This window comes from Streptomyces sp. NPDC051064 (assembly GCF_044455985.1).
In the GTDB taxonomy this organism is placed as follows: Bacteria; Actinomycetota; Actinomycetes; order Streptomycetales; family Streptomycetaceae; genus Streptomyces.
The window spans coordinates 341,344-360,671 of the sequence record NZ_JBITFK010000005.1; the positions used below are offsets into that span (position 1 = coordinate 341,344).

Here is a 19,328-nt window from a genome sequence, read left to right on the forward strand (position 1 = left end):
ACGTCCCAGACAAGCGTGGTCAGGTGTGGCGGGCATCGCGTGAACGTACCAACGCGTCCCCTCAGTCGTCGGGCAGGGCCATGACCAGATTGGCGAGCTGCACCCGGGAGTTGATCGACAGCTTGCGGAAGACGGACGTCAGATGGGTGTTGACCGTGTGAGGGGAGACCACGAGCAGGTCCGCGGCCGACCGATTGGTGTGCCCCTGGGCGACAAGGCGCGCGATCTTCTTCTCCGAGAGCGTGAGCGCCCCCCACCCCGCTACGGGGCGCTGAGTGGTCGCCGTCCCGCGACTGCCGGCCCCCGCGCCTCGCAGTGCATGCTGCACGTGCGCCGCTTCGGCTCGGGCACCTGCCTCGGCGAACCCGCCATGGGCGTGCGTCAGCGCGGTCACTGCCTGATTCTTCCGGCCTGCCGTCAGGAGCGCCTGTCCGAGATCCGCGTATGCGGCGGCCCGGACCAGCGGACGAGGACCTGCGCTGAGCAGTTCCACGGAGTGCTCGAGCTCGGTCACACTGCTCTTCACCAGTCCGCGGGCCTGCGCCGCGATGCCCGTGGCGGTCGGCACGGCGGGGTTGCGCTCGGCGTGGGCCTCGGCCTGTTCGGCCAGATCCTCGGCGAGCTCGTGTTCCCCGCCGCGCAGGGCCATTCGTATCGCGGAGTCGACCCAGTTGCGCAGAAGCCGCCAGCGCATGAACGGACCTTCCCGCTGCACTTGCCGGATCCTGTCGACGGCGAGGCCGACGTCCCCGTCGCCCCCGGCGTGGACCGCCTCCAGGAAGCGCACCGCCGCTGTGTTGCCCGGGTTCGGTTTGGCCGCCAGCCGTTCCCGCGCCGCCACCAGGTGTTCCCGCGCCCCTTCCCGGTCGCCGCGCAGCAGTGCGATCCGGGAGCGGATCACACGGCCGTTCACCTGCTGGACGGATACCCGCACCTCGTCTTCCAGGCGCTCCATGGTCAGGAGGCCGGCGTCGACGTCATCGAGCCGACCGAGTCCCAGGTCGTACTGGCCCTGGGCCCACAGCAGCATTGCCTGACGCCTCTCCCCGGCGTCCGTCGCCTGCCGGATCAGCCGTTCACCGGACGCGAAGTCGTCGACGTGCAGGTGCGCGACGATCTCCTCGGGAAGGAAGGCGGAATCGATGGCGCTCAGAGCGGCGAAGCGTTCCAGCGCGACCGAGTTCTCCCCTGCGTTCTGCGCGATCTCTCCGAGTCCGCAGAGGGCCAGGATGTGTGCCTCCCGGTCACCGGTGGCGGTGGCCGCCCGGAGCGCGGCCTCACCGGCCTCACGTGCCGTGACCAGATCATGCTCCCGGGACATGGCCAGAGTGCGTAGGCCGGCCAGCCGCGCCCCGATCTCCGGGGCGGCACCCCCCGTGGCAAGAGCGGCTTCGACCCGGCGGCGCAATTCGCCGGTGAGGTCCATGTTCCAGAGCGTGCCGCCCAGGGCGGCCTGCAGTCGGCTGAACGCTTCCAACGGTGGTCGGCCGGCCAACAGCCGGTCCCCCATGGACAGCGCCTCGCTGTTCCTGCCGGCTCGTGTCAGGCAGAAGATCGCCTGCTCTGCCACTGCGAATCGCAGCGGACGTGCTGACGGCACGAGCTCCAGTGCGCGCGTCATCAGGTCGGCCGCGAGGCCCGGCGTGACCGGCAGCACGGCGTCGGCCGCTTGCTGCAGCAGCACCACGGCTTCCTCGTCTCCGGGCAGGGCTCCCCTGAGGACGTGCGGCACCGCGTCGATCGGCTGGTGGCCCGCAGTGACGATGTTGCGGGCAGCCTCCCGGTGCAGAGCTTTCCGGGCTGACGGCGGGATGTCGACGTAGACCGCCTGGCGCAGCAGATCGTGCCGGAAGACCAGATGATCACCGTCGTCGTCCAGGAGCCCGGCGTGCACGGCTTCCTCGAGTGCCGCGATCAATGTGGCGGCCGACCGGCCGCAGAGCGCGGCGGCGTCGTGGAAGGCGAACCGGCGCCCCAGTACCGCTCCCATCTGGAGGAAACGCAGGGTGCCGGGCTGCAGGGATTTGAGTCTGCCGCGCACGCCCACCACGAGCCCTCGTGGCACGGGATCCTTCGAGGTCTCGCCGGTCCGCAGCCCCATGAGCATCTCGACAGCCAGAAACGGGTTACCGCCCGCTCCGTCGAGCAAGTCCCGCACGCGTGCGTCCACGGCGGCGCCGATTGCGTCACCGGCCAGTTGAGCGATGGCCGCACCGGACAGGGGCCCCAAGGAGACGGTGACCGTCGGCAGGTTCAAGGTTGCGGCCGCGAGGATCTCCTCCGCCGGGCCCGTGGGTTCTCGTCGACCGGTCAGCACCCACAGTACCGGCGAAGTACGCAGGCGTGTCGGAAGCTGTTGCAGGGCGAACCGGCTCAGCGAGTCGGCCCACTGCACGTCGTCCAGGCTGATCAGTACCGGCACGCTGCCGGCTCTGCTTTCGATCGCCTCCGCCAGGCGCTCCACCAGCCAGATCCGCTGGTCGTGGTTGCGAGCCAGATCGGCGAAGGCGTCGCCGGACAGCAGTGGCTGATCACCGTGCAGGACGCAGGCTGCCAACGACGAGAGCGGCACGATGTGATGCAACTCGTCTGCTTTGCCGACACCGACAGAGAATCCCGCTGTCATGGCCTTGGAGACCACTTCGGCGAGCAGCGTGGTCTTGCCGATGCCCGGTTCGCCCTGGATGAGGGCCAATCCGCCGCTCCCCGTGCGGGCCACGGAGGCGATCAGCACATCGAGCTCTCCGAGCTCGGTCTCTCGGCCGCGCAGCCCGCTACGGGACAGCGGACCGCCTGCTCCTGACATCTACGACCCATTCCTCCTACCCGTACTTTCCGCCCACGATGAACCCGAGCCGTGTGGATCACGGGACTCATGGGCGTCCTCCAGCCGGTTGTGTCCGGGGACGGACAGCCGCCGCACAAGCAGCCGGCCCGGCACCGTGTCAAGTCCTGGCAGACGGGGTGACTTAGGTTGTCCGCCCGATGCTGTGCAGCGACTACGGGGAGGCGATGTACGGGTGGACTCTTGTCCCACAGTGCACTCTAACTGTTCTCTCCGTGCACCTGAACTGTGGTTGTCCAGGCCAGCGCGTCGACGCAGGGGCAGGATGGAGCCATGCGAGGGGGCAGGGCGCCGGGGCCCGCAAGCGGTCCTGGGGGCAGTTGAAGCAGCAGGCGCTCCGTGTCGGACCAGTGGCTCGCTCGGGGGCTTCGTGCCCGGCGCAGGATCGCGCGGCACGGTGTCGATGTCGCGTCGCTGGAAGGGCTGGGCGGGCTGAGCATCGGCCACCATGGAGCGCCTGGACCCACCGAACACACCGCCCGGCTGCCCGACATTCCCGAGCCACGCGCCGACGATCTGAAGCCCTTCCTGGGGCACTGGAGCCCCTACTGCCCCACCTATTGAGCACCTGCTACGCCAGACGTCCGGCCCGCCGAAGTACGTCGGCAGCGCAACTGCCACCGCAATCAGCGGCGCCGGATCCCAGCCGAGTTTTCTTCAAGTTCCCGCAAAACCAGCCTTCGGGAGCGGGCCTCCCAGCTGGCGTCACCTGCACGATCGGTTAGGTGACACATCGTCAGAACAAGCGTCACAAGCGTCATTTCAGCGTGAGGACACCGCTCTTAACGCCCACACCGCACATAATGCACACGGGTAAAGCCTCAGGTCAGAAGCCCTTCGCGGCCAATTCGAGGACGGCGACACACTCGGCTTGGCCGCACGCGAGGTCGCCGATCGGCCACCCCTTCAGCGCAGCGGTGTTGCTGCCGGCGTTCCCGCTCTGAGCAGGCCCACCACCGGCCCACCGGCGCCGCCCGCACCGTGATCGACGAACCCCCTGATCGGATAGTGGCCGAACCGCTTCCAGGTCGCCGCGGCGTCCTGCTTGTCCGAGTGCGCGATCACCAACACCCCGTCCAGGTCCACGATCACCTGACCGCCCTGGTCGGGGGCGGCGGCCCCGACCAGGGCCCAGACATGTTCGCGGACTGGGCGCGGGCCCGGCGGATCGCGTTCGGCGCGCGCTTCCCGCTGCCGGCGAGCGTGTCAATGAGGCGAGAGACGGTCGGGGCGGAGGCCACCGGCCCGAACACGGCGGACTCGGCCCGCAGCATCCCCACATCGGCCAGACAGTCACCGCCGATCGCGGCAGCCAGTGCCACCGATCACACCTCGGACACCCACCCACGCGAAAGCCCGAGGCTAGTGCTTGGAGATGTTGACGTTGTTGTTGATGTCACCGACGGAGAAGGTGATCAGGCCACCACAGGCGAACAGGCAGAAGCCGGGGGCCGGAGCGGGCGGCGTCGGAGCCGAGGTGACCTGGACGGTCGTGGTGTCGCTGGAGGCGTCGCACTCCGCGCTGCCGTTGTAGGAGGCGATGATGGTGTGCGAGCCAGTGGTGGTGAACGTAGCGGTGTAGCCTGCCTGGCCGTTGGCGTTCACGAGGACGGTGTCGAGCAGGTCGCCGCCGTCGAAGAACGTCACGCCGAGCCCACCGGTGGGGTCGCCAGGACAGTCGACCGTGGCCGCCAGTTGCACCGGAGTACCTACCACGGCAGACGGCGGAGTGGCCGTCACCGTGGTGCTCGACGGTAGGGCCCAGGCGGGCGAGGCCAGCCCCAGTACGGCGGCCAGGGCTGTGGCGACGACCAGTTGCCCTCTGCGTGGTGTGATTCTCACTGGTTCGGCTCCTTGTTCTGTCACCGGGCCTGCGGATCGCGGGCGCCGTGGAGCCTCACGCTATGGCGGTCCTTTTGCCCTGCAGGGAGGCCGCGCCCACAAGTAGCCTGGTTGGGTCAGCGGCACAGAAACGGCCGTCGGGCAGTCGAAGGGGCGGGCGGCACAAGGAGTGGTACCAGGTGTTTTCACGTCGGCTACTCGCTCCGTCGTCCGGGGGTCAGATGCCGGGCGCGGCGACACGGGTGTAGGTCGGCCCAGGGCTGCTGCCGCCCGCCGTCGTGACGCTTACAGCGACCGGGCCGGCGGGACCCGCGGGTGCGATCGCGGTGATCTGTGTGTCCGACACGACGATGAATGACACGGCCGTTCCCCCGAAGGTGACGGCCGAGGCGGTGGCCAGGTTGGTGCCCGTGAGGGTGACCACGGTGCCCGCGGACGTCGGACCGTTCGTGGGTGCCAGTGCTGTCAGGGCCGGCGTGGGGATGTAAGTGAAGGCGACGGGGTTGCTCGCACCGCCCGGGGTGATCACCGTGATCGGTGAATTCCCCGACCCCGGTGGGGCGGTGGCCGTGATCTGTGTCGCCGACACCACGGTGAAGGAGGCGGCGTCGGTGATGCCGAACCGTACGGCACTGGCGTTGAGGAGATTGCTCCCGGTCAGTGTGACCACCACGCCACCGGCTGTCGGGCCCTGGGCGGGACCGGCACTGACGAGCACGGGAGGCGCGGCGTAGAAGAAGAAGGCGTCCGGGGCGCTGGTGCCCCCCGGGGTCGTGACGTTCACGACGGCGGCCCCGGCGCTCCCGGCGGGTGCCACGGCAGTGATCTGAGTGGCCGAGTTCACCATGAACGAAGTCGCCGGGATCCCGGCGAAGGTGACCGCTGTGGCCCCGGTGAACCCGGTTCCCGTGAGGGTCACACTGGTGCCGCCTGCCGTCGGACCACTGCTGGGTGCCACACCCGTGACCACCGGCACCTGCGCCACGACATAGGTGAACGTCACCGAGTTGCTGTTACCGGTCGGATGGACGACGGTCACCGCCGCCGCACCCGCGGCGCGGGGTGGGCTCACAGCGATGATCTGGGTCGCCGAGTTGATGGTGAAGGAAGTCGCGTTGGTACTGCCGAACCGTACGGCGGTGGACCCCGTCATCCCGGTGCCGGTAAGGGTGACGGTGGTGCCCCCGGAGGTGGGCCCTTGCGTGGGATTGATGGTGCTGATCGTGGGCGGCATGAGGGTGCTCCTATGGCAGCCTGGGCGGAGCCCGGGATGAAGCGAATGTCCGGGCCGCGCCGGGTCGAACCGTCGGGTTCATGGCGTCGGCGGAAGAGAGCCGTCCGCCCACCCAGGATCAGGTGGCCGGACGGGAAGCGGGCCTTCACCACCGCTCGAAGCGGTGGTCAGGGCAGGCTGCCGCCCGGTGAGGACCGGGCGGCAGCGAGGACGACGGTCAGATACCGGGAGCCGCGACGTAGGTGAAGGCGCCGGCGGCCGTGTCGGAACCGGCCGGGTTGGTCACCACCACATCGACCGCGCCGGCGGCGCCGGGCGGGGTCACCGCCGAGACCGTGGTGGAGTTCACCACGGAGAACGGTGCCGGGGTGCCGGCGAAGGTGACCGACTCGGTCGTGCCGAAGCCGGTGCCGGTGATGGTGACCCCGGTACCGCCGGACGTCGGTCCGGCGGTGGGCGTCACAGCGGTCACTGTGGGGACGTCCACGTAGGTGTAGGACAGACCGTTGTTCGTTCCACCCGCGGTGGTCACGCTCACTCCCACGGGGCCCGCTGCCGCGCCCGCCGGAACGGCCACGGTGAGCTGGGTGTCGGAGACGACCGTCGGCGTGGCGGTGTTGGCCCCGAACGACACACTGGTCGCCGTCGCCAGCCCGACACCGTTGATCGTAGCCGTGTTGCCGCCCACCAGGGGGCCTGATGTCGGCCCGAGCGAGGACTTGAACGGGGCTCCGACGTAGAAGAACGGAATCGGGTTGCTCTTGCCACCCCCGGTGGTCACGGTCACCCCGACGCTGCCGGTGCCCGAGGGCGACACGGCCGTGACCTGGGTCGGCGAAACGTTGGTGACGGCGGTGGCCGGCTTGGTGCCGAAGGTGACGGCAGTGGTACCGGACAGGTTCGTACCGGTGATGGTCACCAGCGTGCCACCGCCGGTGGATCCCTGGTTCGGAGAGATTGGCATGGAAGGGCTCCTCGCTGACAGGACAGGGACAGAGGACACAGCGGAACCTGGGGACCTCCGGGCCACCCTTCGAGGCATGACCCTCACGAGAGGACGGACAGCTGAATCGTGCCGCCGGTCAACGGAGTTCCTTCGTGGGCGCACAAAGAAAAAACCGGCAGGCGCCGCCCTTTATCATGATCCCCGGTTATGGGATGGGCGGCCCACCGGTTCGCTGCTTCGATTACCCCACAGGGAGTCGGCCCTGGCAAGGTGTCAAGCACGGCACTTGGATGGCTGAGCACGCTTCGGCGAGCGCTCGCGTACCACCGGCGCACGCCATCAACCTCCGCCCCGCCAACGCAAAAGCAACCAGCCGGCACCGCGTAAGCGGTACCGACTGGCGATCCAACCCCGTCCGGGTGCCCATCGTGATCCCGGCGGACCTGCACCCTCCCCACGTGTGGAGAGAACAGCCCACCCCGGCACCACGCTTCCCGAGCGGTACGGGCTGCCCAATGGTTGGAATGCGTCCAGTAACGCAGGATCCCGGCATATGCCACAAGCCTCAGGCCACCGTGTCACCCGAACGGAGTACCGTGCGCGACAGGTGTGCAGCGAGCACCCGACCCTGCTGACGGCTTGGGATTCACGCGCTGCCCACGCCGTCGCCGGAGAGCGCTGACTTCTGGTTGTTGGAGTGCGAACGGGGGCTCGTCGCCCTTTCCACTAGCTGGTTTTCAATTCCTTCGTCTGACGGCGACGTTGACGGCGACGACGTACAAGAACTGCCGGTTCAGCAGAGCGTGGAGCCGATTGGTCACGGTGGTGATCACGCCGCTCCAAGGCCAGCGGTTGTTGAAGCGGAGCCAAGTCGCCGGCCGGCCGTGATGAGCTGGGCGGCGGCGGAGAACAGTCGCGCGGAGCTTCTTCGGGTCCCAGCGAAGGCTGACGCCGGTGAGTGCGAGCATGGGCATCCAGGCCGACCGGTCCAGGGCGAGTGAGATGATCTCCAGCCACAGCTGGTTCCGGGCGGTGCAGTGCAGGGGTGGGTTGCGCAGGGCCGGCGGCCGGCCTGCCAGGAGGCGGCCGCTGATCTCCACGATTCCAGGCACCTCCGCGGATCTGGCAGCTCGCGGGTCTGTCTCGTTCTCTTCCGCGACATCTGATCCACGAAAACCGCCACCCCATGCCCATCTGCATGCATGCAGGTGGGCATGGGGTGGCGGCGTTCCCCGGTCTCTTCCGGGGCACCTGAGAACGCACCGGTTTCGGCGGGTCACCAGTAGTTGCAGCTCTAAGACGCCCCGCCGCAAAGGAGTTGAAGCTTCCGCCAGCCGCAGGACGTATGCTGAAGTTCTGGGCTGCGCGCCGGCTGGGGGCTCCGACTCGGGGGAGGGTGCGTGGATGCGCATCGCACTGCAGAGCTGAAGGTTTTTGTACCCATCAAGTACGACCTCGGCGGGACCATATTCGACACCAGGCGCCTGATGCAGGCGGTGGAGGCCCGGCACGGCACCGTAGGCGTGGATATGACCATGCTGCGCAGCTGGAACTTATCGTATCTGGCCGGGCACTCACCGGTCCTCTCATGCGCGCTGTCCGAAGGGGAGACGGTGCTCGCCGGGGCCAAGTGGTCCTTCGACTGCCGGATGCGGGTGTATCCGTGGCTCGGGGTGGTCTCGGTCGACTACACGTTCACCCTCGTCGAGGGTGTGACCGACATCGAGCGCTTCTACGACGACCTGGTCGAGTGGAAGAACCGGGACTACCTGCCCTACCTCGAGCAGTGCCACGCCCTCAGCGACAACCTGAGTCTCCGGATCCCCCCGGGCCTGAGGGCCGGTGACTCCGAGGCGCACGGCTCCGCGGTGCGGGCTCTGCGGAGCGCCACGGCCGGGATCATCGAGCCCAGGCCGTTCCTCTACGCCTTCCACGACTTCCGCCTGTGCTTCATCGGCGACTCCGACAGCCTTCCCGACGAGCGGGTACGGCAGTTGCTCTGGCTGTCCGACGGTGAGTCCGCCCTCCCCGAGGGCGGACTCACCCACCCGCTCGGGTTCAGGGGCCTGGAGGTCGCGAGTTCCGGCTGGTCGACGGTGGTCCGGGGGGAGCCCGGGGCGGTGGCCGCCGAAGCCGAGACGGTCACCACCTTGCTGAACCTCGTCCACGCCCAGTGGTACGTATGCCAGTTGTGGATCAACGCCCACGACCTGCGGGGACAGCAAGGAGGCGCGGGTCGCCGGCTGGCGGGCGCCCACGTCCTTTCCGCGAATCAGACGGCCCTCGTGCAGGACCTCTCCGAGATCGACAATCTCGACGTCATGCTCAAGGATCCCGTCCTGCTGCGGGTCGCGGAGTACCTGGAGACCAACCTCAAGGTCCGCAGACACAAGGAGACCGCCATGTCGCTCCTGCACGCCCTCGAGAACCACTCCCGTCAGCTGGCGGACCACAACAACGAGACCGAACTCCGTCGTGTCCAGGTGCTGTTCGCGATCTCGGCAGCCGCGGGCATAGCCAGCCTCGTCCCCTCCCTCACCGACGTCGGGTTCACCCTGCTCCACGTGGTGGCCACCGTCATTCCCCTGCTTGGTTTCTGGGCCTTGTTCGCAGTAGATTTCACCGGTGTGCGCCGACGGTTCGGGAGGCGGCGCCGACGACCATGAGCGGCCCGGCGAAGGAGTGGCGTGAACGACATCAGCACACGGTGGTACCGGCCGGGGGCGATCCCCGCCGTCCAAGTCCGTGAGCTGACGGACATGTTCACGGAGGTCGCCGACGAGTTCGTCCCCCCGCTCACCCTGCGCGGTGGGACCGCCGTGTCCGACCTTCGCGAGCGCGGCCCCGAGGCCACCCCCTCCCCCGGGAACGGCTACCTGGACGAGATGCTCCAGCAGGAGCTCATCATGTCCCGGCGCGAGGACGAGGTCGCCGGCTTCGTCTCCTTCCGCAGCAACCACGAGGACCCGCGCTACGCCGAGCTCTGCCCCTGCCTGTACGTGAGCACCATCGCTGTACGGCACGGCCACCGGCGGCACGGCATCGCACGCGCCCTTTACGAGGAGCTCTTCGCCCTCCCGGCATCCCTGCCCCCGTGGGTCGTGCTGCGCACCTGGTCCACCAACACCGGCCACCTCGAACTCCTCGACCGCCTCGGGTTCACCACCATCCTCCGTCTCCAGGACGACCGCGCCGACGGAGTGGACACGCTCTACCTCGCCACCGATCGCACCGCGAAGACAGGTGCTGCGGCCGGCGGGTTCGCGGCAGGAGCGACGTGACCGTCCCCGCGGGCGGCGCAAGGGCTCCACGTGCGCCGGGGCTGCCCTCCGAGCGAACCCGGTTCGGTGAGCAGCGTCTCCGGCAACGAGGCACGCCTCCTGACCCTGACCGGCAACACCCCCGACGGACCGGGGATCACCGTGACCCGCCCGGCCCGCGGACCCGTCGCGGACGAGGTCACGCCCGGTCCGTCAGCTCCTTCGCGAAGACCTGCGACAGCGGCTGCGGACCCACGTACTGCTGGCAGTTGCACTGCCCGGCCTCGTAGCGCAGGGGCTTCTTCTCCTCGTCCCAGGCCGTCGGCACCTCGACGCGCTCATGGCAGCGGCCGGCCTTGTCGTGCTTCGCGAGGTGGTGCGTGCATCCGCAGACGGGCTCCGGCATCATCGGGATCCCGGCGATGGTCGCCGTGGGCATCCCGAAGGTCACGGCCGCGGGCACCATCCTGATGGGGATAGCCGGGCGTCCCGTTCGAGCTGCCCATCTGACAGTTCTTCTCCACCGCCCTCGACCTGCCGGTGGAGACGGTGCGACGGTGCGCGGCTTCATGGTGAAGCTGTTCCCGCCGGCGCTGGTTGCGGCCGTCGCGTTCGTGCTGATCGAGTCCCGCCGCCGGGGCGTCGAGCACGCCTGCTGGTGCCGCTGTGCCTCTACCGCGGCCCACTGAACGTCTACGGCCTCGGCGCGGGCATCGCCGGAGTCCTCATCGCGGCCGGCATCGACCCCGCGGTCGCGGTGCTCGGCCTCGCCGCCTCCTGCAACCAGGTCTTCGGGGTCGCCGACCCCACCAGCATCCAGACCGTGTGGAGCGCGCAGTACGCGGGCGTCGGCCCGCAGCAGGTGATGGTGCGCACCCTGCCCTCGTGTGGGCCGTGGCCCTGGGCGGTTTCTGCGTCACGGCCGCCACCTATCTCTGAACACCCATCTCCCGGGACGGAGTCAGAACATGAACGAGCCGCAGAACACGAACGAGCCGCACGCCATCCCGCAGCAGGACCCCACCCTCCCCGCTTCCCTCTCCCGCCGCGTCTTCCTGCGCGGCGCGGCCGCCACCGGCACGGCCCTCGCGGTCGGCGCCGGTACGGCGGCCTCCGCCTCGGTGGCACCCGGCGGCTTCCCCGACTGCACCTACGCCAGGACCCTGCTGAGGCCTGAGGACCTCGCGTACAACCCCGCCGGCGAGATCATCTTCCCGTGCGTCCGGGGCACGGCGGGCCGGATCTCCTCGGCACTGGGCCGGTACCACCTCTACTACGCGCAGCACGACGCGCCCGGTGGCATCTGCCTGGCCTACGGCGACTCGCTGGAGGGCCCGTTCACCGAGCATCCTGACAATCCGCTCGTCACCAACGGCTGGCAGCCACACTACAAGGTCAGCCACGTCTCCTCGCCGCACGTGCTGTGGAACGAGGACGAGAAGGAGATGTGGCGCACGACCTGCCGGCACGCGGCGCGCGCTACGTGATGCTCTTCATGCTGAACAACACCAGCAACCACCGGGACATCGCCTGGGGCTGGTCGGCCGACGGGCGTGACTCGACCTTCGACCAGGAGCCGCTGATCCGGCATTCCGAGGTCAGGGCGGTCAACGTGGGCGGACCGCATCTGCTCACCCGGGGCGGCAGCGCGTTCGTCGTCTACAACAAGGACAAGGCGAGCGGCGGCGACCTGCTGATCACCGAGGTCGGCAAGGACTTCTCCCGCCGGGACCACCTGGGGATCTTCCACGACTCGATGAAACGAAGGTGGCAGGCGGCCCGTCCACGGACGGGCCGCCTCTCTCGTGGAGTCGCGGCCGCGGACGCGATCAGATGCGCACGGCGGCCTGGAAGCTGCCGATGGTGTTCATCGACTCGTAGCGGACGTACGTGCCCGGGTACGGGGCGTGCAGCACCGTGTTGTTGCCCGCGTAGAGGCCCACGTGCGACGTGTTGCTGAAGAAGACCAGGTCGCCCGGCTTCAACTGGCTGCGCGCGATGCGCGTGCCCTGGTTGATCTGCGTGTAGGTGGTGCGGGTGATCTGGGCACCGGCCTGGGCGTACGCCCACTGGGTCAGACCCGAGCAGTCGTAGGAGCCGGGGCCCGTGCCCATGCGGGCGTACGGCTTGCCCACCTGCGTGTGGGCGGCCTGGAGGGCGGCGGCGCCGAGGGCCGAGGCGGGAACCTCGTTGCCGAGGTCGACCTGCCCGCCGGCTGAGGAGTGCGTCTTGTTGCCGAGGTCGACCCGCTCGCCTGCGGCGCGGCTGGCCCGCTGCTCGTCCTCGGCCATCTTGGCGCGCTCGGCGGCGGTGAGGGTGTTCAGCAGCTTCTGTGCGTCGGCGAGCTTGCCCTGGGACTTCTTCTTGTTCTCGTTCAGCGTCTCGCGGACGTCGGCGAGGTCCGCGAGCTTGCCCTGCGCCTCCTCGCGCTGCTGCGCGAGGGTGCGCTGCTTCGCCTGGATCTTCTGCAGCGACTCGGCCTGCTTGGCCGTCAGCTGGTCGAGCGCGGAGGCCTGGTCGAGGAAGCTGTCCGGGTCCGAGGAGAGCAGCAGCTGGACCGACGGGTCGAGGCCACCGGAGCGGTACTGCGCGGTGGCGAGCGAACCGAGCTCTCCGCGCAGGGTATTGAGCTCGTCCTGGCCGCGGGCGACCTTGTCCTGGAGCGCGTCGGCCTGCTTCTTGAGCTTGTCCTGCTGCTCCTTGGCGCCGTTGGCCTTCTCGGTGGCGACCTCGGCCTCGTGGTAGAGCTTGTCGACCTTCGCCTTGACCTCGCTCTTGGTCGGCTTGGGGTCGGCGTGGGCCGCCTGGGAGGTCAGGGCCACGGCCGCGGCGGCGGTCGCGGTGAGCACGGTCACGCGGGCGCGGCTCGGCTGCTTGGGACGACGGTGGGACGCCACGAAGGCGGGCTCCTTCTTCCTCGAGCCGCCAACCGGGCTGTGGGGGGACGTGATCCCCGGCTCCGTGCACGTCACGGACTCGGCGGTTCCTCCGCCGTCACCCCTGGTGGGCGATCAACCGTGCGAAGGTTCGAGGCCTGACCTTAGTAACCATCTCGTTATCCATGCAATCTTCACAGCGTGAATGTCGACACGCGAGGCACCTGTGGGCCGACAACACACGCCACGTAGCCACGATCTGACGGGCCGTTCACACGGCAGCCCCTTGAGTTCGCACCGGCGGAGCCGGCTCCGCACGTCAGAGCATGATCAGCAGGCGCGTATCGGCCTTGAGCTTTCTGTTCACCGAGCGGCTCTGCACGTACACCTCCAGCTTGGGGTTGTTCCCCGCCTTGACCGAGACGGTCCCATGGATGCCCGTGCCGAAGAGGAGGCTGCGCGCCGCGTCACCCGTGTACGCGCGGTCGGTGTCCTTCTCGACCACGATGACCTCCTTGTCGGGCTGAACCTGGACCCGGGTGCCCAGCTGGTAGTAGCACGAGCCGCGTTGGTACGACACTCCCGGATGCGAATCGACGAAGGCGCGGATCTCCACCTCCTTGTCGACCTTCAGGAGCCGGTACTTGTCGGCCGAGACCGGTTCGAGGTTCGCCCGCACCTCGTCGACCGATATGTCCTGGCCGACAGCGAACAGGTTCTTCGTGCCGCGCACACCCTGCTCACGGCCCCGCAGGAAGCTGGTGGCGGCGGCGCGGACGGTGCCGATCGCGTCCTCGACGCCCTTCTGGGAATCCGCGTCCCAGATGGCTATGTTCCCGGCCGGGAAGCCGTAGTTCTGGGCGGTTCGCTTCGCCAGGGAGTTGGGGACGAGGATCGCGGAGGTCCAGTGGCTCGGGAGCCCGCCCATCTTCGCCGTGATCCTGTCGAGCCAGGGGCCGAGTATGGACATGTCCCCGTCGTGGCGTCTGTCGCCGCCGGAGGCGTTCTCCTCACCGTCCGTCACCACGATCTGGAGGAAGCTGTGCTCGCCGTACTCCTCCCAGATGTGCCCCAGGTCCTCCAGGGACTTCAGTGAGGCCTCGATGAGAGCCGTAGCGCCGTTGTTGACCTTGTACAGACCCCGCATGGACGGCAGATGCTTCACATCCATGTCCCAGACCAGGTTCTCCACCCTGTGGTCGAAGGAGTAGAGGCTGATGCGGGTCTCATGTCCGAGGTTGTCCGACTCCGCCTTCAGGCCGGCCACGAACTCGTCGACGACACGAATGAGTTGATCCTGGTGCTGATACATGGAACCCGAACAGTCCACTACCAACGCGACGTGGTTCACCTTGTGCTGAATCTTGTTGGTGGGCACGATGCTGCTCCCTCTCAGAGGCTCCCCGAGTGATGTCTTCACCCTAGGAGGAGGCACTGACAGTGGAGCCTGACGCCGCTCACCCGCCTGCTGTGCACGGCCTCAACTCAGCGGAAGCCACCAGGCCGTCGCGATCAGACTGAGGGTCAGGGGCGGCACGAGCCACCAGGGGCCCATGGCACGCCGCACCGTGGGGGGAACGACTGTGACGAGCAGACCGAGCACGCTGACAGCGACGGTGAGACAGCGCAGCAAGGTGATGGCGCCGTAGGCGTCGTGGTCCCAGCTCCCGGAGGGGCGGGTGGTCACCGCCGCGTAACAGCAGAAGGCCGCGATCACGTAGAGGATCGTGAGCGGCACAGCCATGACCCGCCGAAGGCAGCCGCTGTCGTCCCCCGGCACGGGTGTGGTTCCGAACTGGTCCGGCATCCGTGCAAGGTACCTCTGATGTCATCGAGGTCGTTGGCGGCCTCCCGGATGCCGCATCCGGATCCACACGTCCCGCGCCTGCCTGCCCGCCCGCCCGCGTCCTGCTGCGCGCGACGAGGGGGCGCGCCTGTTCCGGGGTCTCCACCCCCATGGGGCCGGAACCGCGCAACGGCTTGCCGGCCGTCTCGTGGAGGAAGAGGGTCGCGACCAGCCCGACGGCACCCGCGTTCCATGAGGTAGTACGCCGGGATCATGTCGTTGCCGGGGGTTCTTTCCGCCGGACCGGCGGAACACGACTGAACCTACTGGCGCCCACTGACAACGGGACCCGGAGAATGCCTAGGCGAGCCCGGTGACCCGCATCGTAATGTTCAGCCGCCCCGAGCTCAGCCCGGTGTCCGGGTCGCCCGTGCCCTCGTGGACCTTCGGAACGCCGTGGTAGGCGAAGCGCGAGGGGCCGCCGAGGACGAAGAGGTCTCCCGAGGAGAGTTCGATGTCGGTGTAGGGCTTGGTGCGGGTCTCGGTGTTGCCGACGCGGAAGACGCAGGAGTCGCCGATGGACAGGGAGACGACCGGGGCGGAGGACCGCTCGTCCTTGTCCTGGTGCATGCCCATCCTGGCCTGTCCGTCGTAGAAGTTGATGAGCGCGGTGTCCGGGGTGTAGTCCTGCGCGGCCGCCTCGTCGCCGTAGGCGTCGAGGAGGGCCCGGCGGCCCAGCCGGACCATCCAGTCCGGGAAGGCGGCGACCTGCCGGCCGTTCACGTCGTCCGCCGTGCGGGAGTACGTGTACGGCTGCCAGTGCCATCCGACGCACACGGTCTGTACGGACATGACCCCGCCGCGCGGCAGCCGCGTGTGCCGGATGGGGACGGGGCCGGTGGCCCAGGCGCGGCACTCCGTCACCAGTTCCCGCTGCTGGGCGGGGCTGAGCCAGCCGGGCACGTGCCAGGCGCCCGGGGCGACTTCCATGGCGGGGCGCGGGATCAGGGCGCTCATGACGGCACCTGTCCCGGCGGGCAGGAGGTGAGCCACCTGCCACGTATGTCCCAGGTACCGCCGTCCGCCGTGGCACCACGCATGCCGTGGACGGTGTCAGGGCCCGCGAACGCCGGGAGACGGGAGTCCTGGAGGGAGGCGAAGGCGTAGGTGCGGGCCGGGTCCCAGTCGGTGGAGCGGCGCAGCCGCCGGGCCAGTTGGGCGAATCCGGGCAGGGCAGCCGCCATCGCCCAGGCGTCGGGGGGCCCGCTCGCCAGCCGGGTCGCCGGGCGGAGCCAGGAGGCGGCTGTCTCCGGCCAGTCCACCGTGGTGAGGACCGTGCCGCCGCGGGCCCTCCACTCGGTGGCGAAGGCTTCGGCAGCCGCTCGGGACGCGGCGTCCCTGCTGTGACCCACGGAGACGGTTTCGATCCAGGGCTTCCGCTGTTTCAGCAACAGGGCGACCAGCGCGACGAGTTCCTCGTGGGTGTGGGCTGCGGGGTCCCGCGGCATGCCGTGGGCGGCGAGGTCGTGGTCGCTGATCAGCGGGGACGGGCGTTCGGTGAGCTGGTTCATGGCGTCGCTCCTCGCGTGCCGGCCGCAGACGTCATGCCGCGTCGTGGAAGACGAGGCCGAGTGTGTGGCGCCGCCCGGAGCGGACGGTGCTCACGCCGTGCCGCATCGGCCCGGCCGACCAGCCGCGCCTGCCCGCCACCGGCCGGTCGCGGGTGGTGAAGATCAGCCCGTGGCCCTGCGGCAGGGTGGTGGACGATCCCCGTGACTGCGCCCGGGGCCGCTGCTCCGTCATGATGAACTCGCCGCCGGTGAAATCGGTGCCCGGCACGTCGAGGCCGACGACGACCTGGAGCGGGAAGAGCATCTCCCCGAACACGTCGCGGTGCAGCGCGTTCCAGTCCCCGGCTCCGTAACTCAGCAGGATCTGGGCGGACTTGGATTGCCCGGCGTCGTGGCACATCGCCACCCACTCGGCCAGGCCGTCGGTCCAGGGGGCGGGCCTGCCGAGCCTGGCGGCCCAGTCCCGGGCGATGGGCAGGAGCCGCGGGTAGAACGCCTCCCGGAGCGCGGACACCGGTTCGGGCAGGTCGTGCGTGAAGTAGCGGTAGGTGCCGGAGCCGAAGCGGTGCCGGGCCATGTCGACGGTCGTACGGAACCGCTCGGGCTCGTCGTACAGCGCGGTGAGGGCGTGGCACTCCTCGGGGGCGAGGAGGGGGCCGGTGAGCGCGCTGCCGTACGCGTCGAGGTCCTCGGCCAGGGCGTCCCAGTCCTGGCCCGCGACGCGCTCGCTCAACGGAGCGGCGGGGGGTGCGGCCGGGGGTGCGGCCAGGTGAGGGGTGTCGGTCATCGGTGCGCCTTCCTCGCATGGCCCCAGGGCGTTCGCACGCGGTGGGGCGCGCGGCCGTTCAGGCCGCCTGGTGGTGGTTCTCCAGGTCCAGGAGCTGCCTCTTGCGGTCGAGGCCGCCCGAGTAGCCGGTCAGGGCGCCGCTCGCGCCGATCACGCGGTGGCAGGGGCGCACGACGAGCAGCGGGTTGGCGCCGATCGCGGTGCCCACCGAGCGGACGGCCATGCGCGAGGCCCCGATCCGCGCGGCGATCTCGCCGTAGCTGAGCGTGGTGCCGTACGGGATGGCCTCCAGGGCCTCCCACACGCGCCGCTGGAAGTCGGTGCCACGGCTGACGGTGCACTCGATACCGAAGCCGGTCCGGCTCCCCTCGAAGTACGCGCGCAGCTCGGCGGCGATCACGGTGAAGGCCTCCGGGCTCTCCGTCCAGCCGTCCTGGACCGTCGCCCCGCCCTTCTGGCCCGGCACGGAGAGCGAGGCGAGCGCCGTGCCGCCCTCCGCCGTGGCCGACTCCTCGCCCACCAGCAGCAGCTCGCCGAGCGGGCTGTCGATCGTGGTGTAGAGCGTCATCGTCATGGTCCTTCCGGAATCATCGGTCGTCTACGTCAACTGTGCGAGGTCCGCAGCGAAACGGCTGGCGGGATTCGGACGTCACGCTGCCGCGAGACGGGTCCGGTCCGCAGCCGCGTTCCAGAAGTGGTGCATGGCGTACGTACGCCAGGGGCGCCACGCCCCGGCGTCCCCGGCACCGGCGCCCGCGTGCCGCATGCCCGCGCCGACGGCCGGATCGCCGGGCAGCAGCACGTCGGGGTCGCCGAGCGCCCGCATGCGGATGTAGCCGGCCGCCCAGGGGCCGACGCCCGGCAGGCTCAGGAGCTCCTTCTCCGCCTGGTCGCGGTCGGCGCCCGGGTCGAGCCCGATCCGCCCGTCGGCCAGGGCGGCGGCGACGGCGCGCAGGGTGGCGCGCGAGGAGCCGGTGGTACCCAGCTCCTCCAGGCCGGCTTCGGCCAGGTCGCCGGGGTCGGGGAACGTCCGGGTGAGAGCGCCGCTCGGCACCTGGAGGGGTGCACCGTAGGCCGACACCAGGGCGCTGCCGAGCCGGCGTCCGGCGGCCAGGGAGACCTGCCGGCCGAGGACCGCCCGGACGGCCAGTTCGTGGACGTCGGCGGCGCCGGGGGCCCGCAGCCCGGGCGTACGGGCGACGAGCGGGGCCATTACGGGGTCGGCGCCCAGGCGTTCGGCGACCGCGTGGGGGTCGGCGTCCAGGTCGAAGAGGCGGCGCATCCGCTGGGTGGCGGTGGTCAGGTCGCGCAGGTCGCCCAGGTGCAGCCGGCACTCCAGCCAGCCGTCGCCGGTGCGCTCGTGGACCTCGGCGATGCCGGTGCCGTGCGGCAGGCGCAGGGTGCGCCTGTAGGTGCGGTCACCCCGTTCGCCGGCCATCTCCTCGATGCCGGCGAGGGCGCGGGCCGCGAGGTGGTCGAAGATCTCGGCCGCCGCGTACGGCCCGCGGTGGGCGAGCCGCAGCGGCACTCCCCCGGCCCCGTCGGCGGTGGAGACGGAGCCGAAGCGGGAGGAGCTGCCGGGCCGGGCTGTACGCAGCTCACCCGGGGTGAGCGCGTAGACCTCCCGGACCGTGTCGTTGAACTGCCGCACACTGGCGAAGCCGGAGGCGAACGCGATCTCGGCGGCCTGCAGGGTGGTGGTCTGCAGGAGGACCCGCGCGGTGTGGGCCCGCTGGGCGCGGGCGAGCGCGATGGGTCCCGCCCCGACCTCGGCGTTCAGCTGGCGCTGCACCTGGCGGGCGCTGTAGCCGAGGCGCGAGGCCAGCCCGGCCACGCCCTCCCGGTCGACGACTCCGTCGCCGATCAGCCGCATCGCCCGGCCGACCAGGTCGGCGCGCGCGTTCCAGTCCGCCGAGCCGGGCACCGCGTCCGGGCGGCAGCGCCGGCAGGCGCGGAATCCGCCGCCCTGGGCGGCGGCCGCGGTGGGGAAGAACGTGACGTTCCGGCGCTTGGGTGTGGTGGCGGGACAGCTCGGGCGGCAGTAGATCCCGGTCGTGGACACGGCGAAGAAGAACTCGCCGTCGAACCGGGCGTCGCGGCTGGTCACCGCCTCGTACCTGCTGTCGTCACTGGTCATGCTTCAAGGATGCGTCATACGCACCCTTGGAGCTGGCGGGAATC

16 protein-coding genes and 5 pseudogenes are annotated in these 19,328 nt (G+C 69.9%); 5 read left to right on the forward strand and 16 right to left on the reverse strand.

The window, feature by feature from the left end; all coding sequences use genetic code 11:
• Window positions 1-61 precede the first annotated feature (61 nt).
• Window positions 62-2,806: a helix-turn-helix transcriptional regulator gene (locus ACIBCU_RS19735; protein WP_399232731.1), complete on the reverse strand. Its 2,745-nt coding sequence runs from the start codon at window positions 2,804-2,806 to the stop codon at window positions 62-64.
• A gap of 378 nt (window positions 2,807-3,184) precedes the next feature.
• On the opposite strand from ACIBCU_RS19735, the gene ACIBCU_RS19740 reads away from it, so the two are divergent.
• Entirely contained in the window at window positions 3,185-3,409 is a 225-nt protein-coding gene (locus tag ACIBCU_RS19740; protein ID WP_362932406.1) for a hypothetical protein, read from the forward strand.
• Between the two features lie 346 nt (window positions 3,410-3,755).
• Here ACIBCU_RS19740 and ACIBCU_RS19745 read toward each other — a convergent pair.
• The 5 genes and pseudogenes from ACIBCU_RS19745 to ACIBCU_RS19765 form a co-directional block, all read right to left on the reverse strand.
• Window positions 3,756-4,167, reverse strand: a pseudogene (locus ACIBCU_RS19745) (transposase); the annotation flags it as partial.
• Between the two features lie 40 nt (window positions 4,168-4,207).
• On the reverse strand, window positions 4,208-4,687 hold the full coding sequence (locus ACIBCU_RS19750) for an Ig-like domain-containing protein (protein ID WP_362932408.1): 480 nt from the start codon (window positions 4,685-4,687) through the stop codon (window positions 4,208-4,210).
• 217 nt (window positions 4,688-4,904) lie between these two features.
• Window positions 4,905-5,921 (reverse strand): IPT/TIG domain-containing protein, encoded by a 1,017-nt coding sequence (locus tag ACIBCU_RS19755; RefSeq protein ID WP_362932410.1) that lies wholly within the window; start codon window positions 5,919-5,921, stop codon window positions 4,905-4,907.
• Between the two features lie 217 nt (window positions 5,922-6,138).
• Window positions 6,139-6,885 (reverse strand): IPT/TIG domain-containing protein, encoded by a 747-nt coding sequence (locus tag ACIBCU_RS19760; RefSeq protein ID WP_362932412.1) that lies wholly within the window; start codon window positions 6,883-6,885, stop codon window positions 6,139-6,141.
• A gap of 719 nt (window positions 6,886-7,604) precedes the next feature.
• Entirely contained in the window at window positions 7,605-7,967 is a 363-nt protein-coding gene (locus ACIBCU_RS19765) for a hypothetical protein (protein WP_362932414.1), read from the reverse strand.
• A 300-nt stretch (window positions 7,968-8,267) separates the two neighbouring features.
• On the opposite strand from ACIBCU_RS19765, the gene ACIBCU_RS19770 reads away from it, so the two are divergent.
• On the forward strand, window positions 8,268-9,533 hold the full coding sequence (locus ACIBCU_RS19770) for a hypothetical protein (protein ID WP_362932416.1): 1,266 nt from the start codon (window positions 8,268-8,270) through the stop codon (window positions 9,531-9,533).
• A gap of 21 nt (window positions 9,534-9,554) precedes the next feature.
• Complete coding sequence (locus ACIBCU_RS19775) at window positions 9,555-10,148, forward strand: GNAT family N-acetyltransferase (RefSeq protein ID WP_362932418.1); 594 nt, start codon at window positions 9,555-9,557, stop codon at window positions 10,146-10,148.
• A gap of 178 nt (window positions 10,149-10,326) precedes the next feature.
• Here the strand turns inward: ACIBCU_RS19775 and ACIBCU_RS19780 are convergent.
• A pseudogene (locus ACIBCU_RS19780) lies at window positions 10,327-10,533 on the reverse strand (hypothetical protein); the annotation flags it as partial.
• On the opposite strand from ACIBCU_RS19780, the pseudogene ACIBCU_RS19785 reads away from it, so the two are divergent.
• Window positions 10,526-11,066, forward strand: a pseudogene (locus ACIBCU_RS19785) (hypothetical protein); the annotation flags it as partial. The pseudogenes ACIBCU_RS19780 and ACIBCU_RS19785 overlap by 8 nt on opposite strands.
• Window positions 11,063-11,925: pseudogene (locus ACIBCU_RS19790) on the forward strand (hypothetical protein); the annotation flags it as partial. The pseudogenes ACIBCU_RS19785 and ACIBCU_RS19790, both read left to right, overlap by 4 nt.
• Window positions 11,926-11,956: 31 nt before the next feature.
• On the opposite strand, the gene ACIBCU_RS19795 reads toward ACIBCU_RS19790, so the two are convergent.
• The 9 genes and pseudogenes from ACIBCU_RS19795 to ACIBCU_RS19835 form a co-directional block, all read right to left on the reverse strand.
• The gene (locus ACIBCU_RS19795) at window positions 11,957-13,024 is read right to left on the reverse strand and encodes an NlpC/P60 family protein (RefSeq protein ID WP_399232736.1); all 1,068 of its coding nucleotides are present in this window, start codon (window positions 13,022-13,024) and stop codon (window positions 11,957-11,959) included.
• A 298-nt stretch (window positions 13,025-13,322) separates the two neighbouring features.
• Window positions 13,323-14,381: a vWA domain-containing protein gene (locus ACIBCU_RS19800; protein WP_362932422.1), complete on the reverse strand. Its 1,059-nt coding sequence runs from the start codon at window positions 14,379-14,381 to the stop codon at window positions 13,323-13,325.
• A 102-nt stretch (window positions 14,382-14,483) separates the two neighbouring features.
• Window positions 14,484-14,810 carry a hypothetical protein gene (locus ACIBCU_RS19805; protein ID WP_399232738.1) on the reverse strand — a complete coding sequence of 109 codons (327 nt, stop codon included), beginning with the start codon at window positions 14,808-14,810 and terminating at the stop codon, window positions 14,484-14,486.
• Window positions 14,811-14,831: 21 nt separating this feature from the next.
• Window positions 14,832-15,073, reverse strand: a pseudogene (locus tag ACIBCU_RS19810) (MFS transporter); the annotation flags it as partial.
• A 76-nt stretch (window positions 15,074-15,149) separates the two neighbouring features.
• Complete coding sequence (locus tag ACIBCU_RS19815) at window positions 15,150-15,806, reverse strand: alpha-ketoglutarate-dependent dioxygenase AlkB family protein (RefSeq protein WP_399232740.1); 657 nt, start codon at window positions 15,804-15,806, stop codon at window positions 15,150-15,152.
• On the reverse strand, window positions 15,803-16,360 hold the full coding sequence (locus tag ACIBCU_RS19820) for a hypothetical protein (RefSeq protein ID WP_399232742.1): 558 nt from the start codon (window positions 16,358-16,360) through the stop codon (window positions 15,803-15,805). Before ACIBCU_RS19820 ends, ACIBCU_RS19815 begins: the two co-directional genes overlap by 4 nt.
• Before the next feature lie 31 nt (window positions 16,361-16,391).
• The gene (locus ACIBCU_RS19825; protein ID WP_399232744.1) at window positions 16,392-17,147 is read right to left on the reverse strand and encodes a 2OG-Fe(II) oxygenase; all 756 of its coding nucleotides are present in this window, start codon (window positions 17,145-17,147) and stop codon (window positions 16,392-16,394) included.
• 58 nt (window positions 17,148-17,205) lie between these two features.
• Window positions 17,206-17,715, reverse strand: coding sequence for a methylated-DNA--[protein]-cysteine S-methyltransferase (locus tag ACIBCU_RS19830; RefSeq protein WP_362932432.1), 510 nt, complete (start codon window positions 17,713-17,715; stop codon window positions 17,206-17,208).
• Between the two features lie 81 nt (window positions 17,716-17,796).
• Window positions 17,797-19,284, reverse strand: coding sequence for an AlkA N-terminal domain-containing protein (locus ACIBCU_RS19835; protein WP_399232746.1), 1,488 nt, complete (start codon window positions 19,282-19,284; stop codon window positions 17,797-17,799).
• Window positions 19,285-19,328 lie beyond the last annotated feature (44 nt).

What these genes read in the sequence shown, in the direction of transcription:
- ACIBCU_RS19735 (WP_399232731.1), bottom strand. Translation starts at nt 2,806, where the DNA reads ATGTCAGGAGCAGGCGGTCCGCTGTCCCGTAGCGGGCTGCGCGGCCGA.
- ACIBCU_RS19755 (WP_362932410.1), bottom strand. Translation starts at nt 5,921, where the DNA reads ATGCCGCCCACGATCAGCACCATCAATCCCACGCAAGGGCCCACCTCC.
- ACIBCU_RS19760 (WP_362932412.1), bottom strand. Translation starts at nt 6,885, where the DNA reads ATGCCAATCTCTCCGAACCAGGGATCCACCGGCGGTGGCACGCTGGTG.
- ACIBCU_RS19805 (WP_399232738.1), bottom strand. Translation starts at nt 14,810, where the DNA reads ATGCCGGACCAGTTCGGAACCACACCCGTGCCGGGGGACGACAGCGGC.
- ACIBCU_RS19815 (WP_399232740.1), bottom strand. Translation starts at nt 15,806, where the DNA reads ATGAGCGCCCTGATCCCGCGCCCCGCCATGGAAGTCGCCCCGGGCGCC.
- ACIBCU_RS19820 (WP_399232742.1), bottom strand. Translation starts at nt 16,360, where the DNA reads ATGAACCAGCTCACCGAACGCCCGTCCCCGCTGATCAGCGACCACGAC.
- ACIBCU_RS19825 (WP_399232744.1), bottom strand. Translation starts at nt 17,147, where the DNA reads ATGACCGACACCCCTCACCTGGCCGCACCCCCGGCCGCACCCCCCGCC.
- ACIBCU_RS19830 (WP_362932432.1), bottom strand. Translation starts at nt 17,715, where the DNA reads ATGACGCTCTACACCACGATCGACAGCCCGCTCGGCGAGCTGCTGCTG.
- ACIBCU_RS19835 (WP_399232746.1), bottom strand. Translation starts at nt 19,284, where the DNA reads ATGACCAGTGACGACAGCAGGTACGAGGCGGTGACCAGCCGCGACGCC.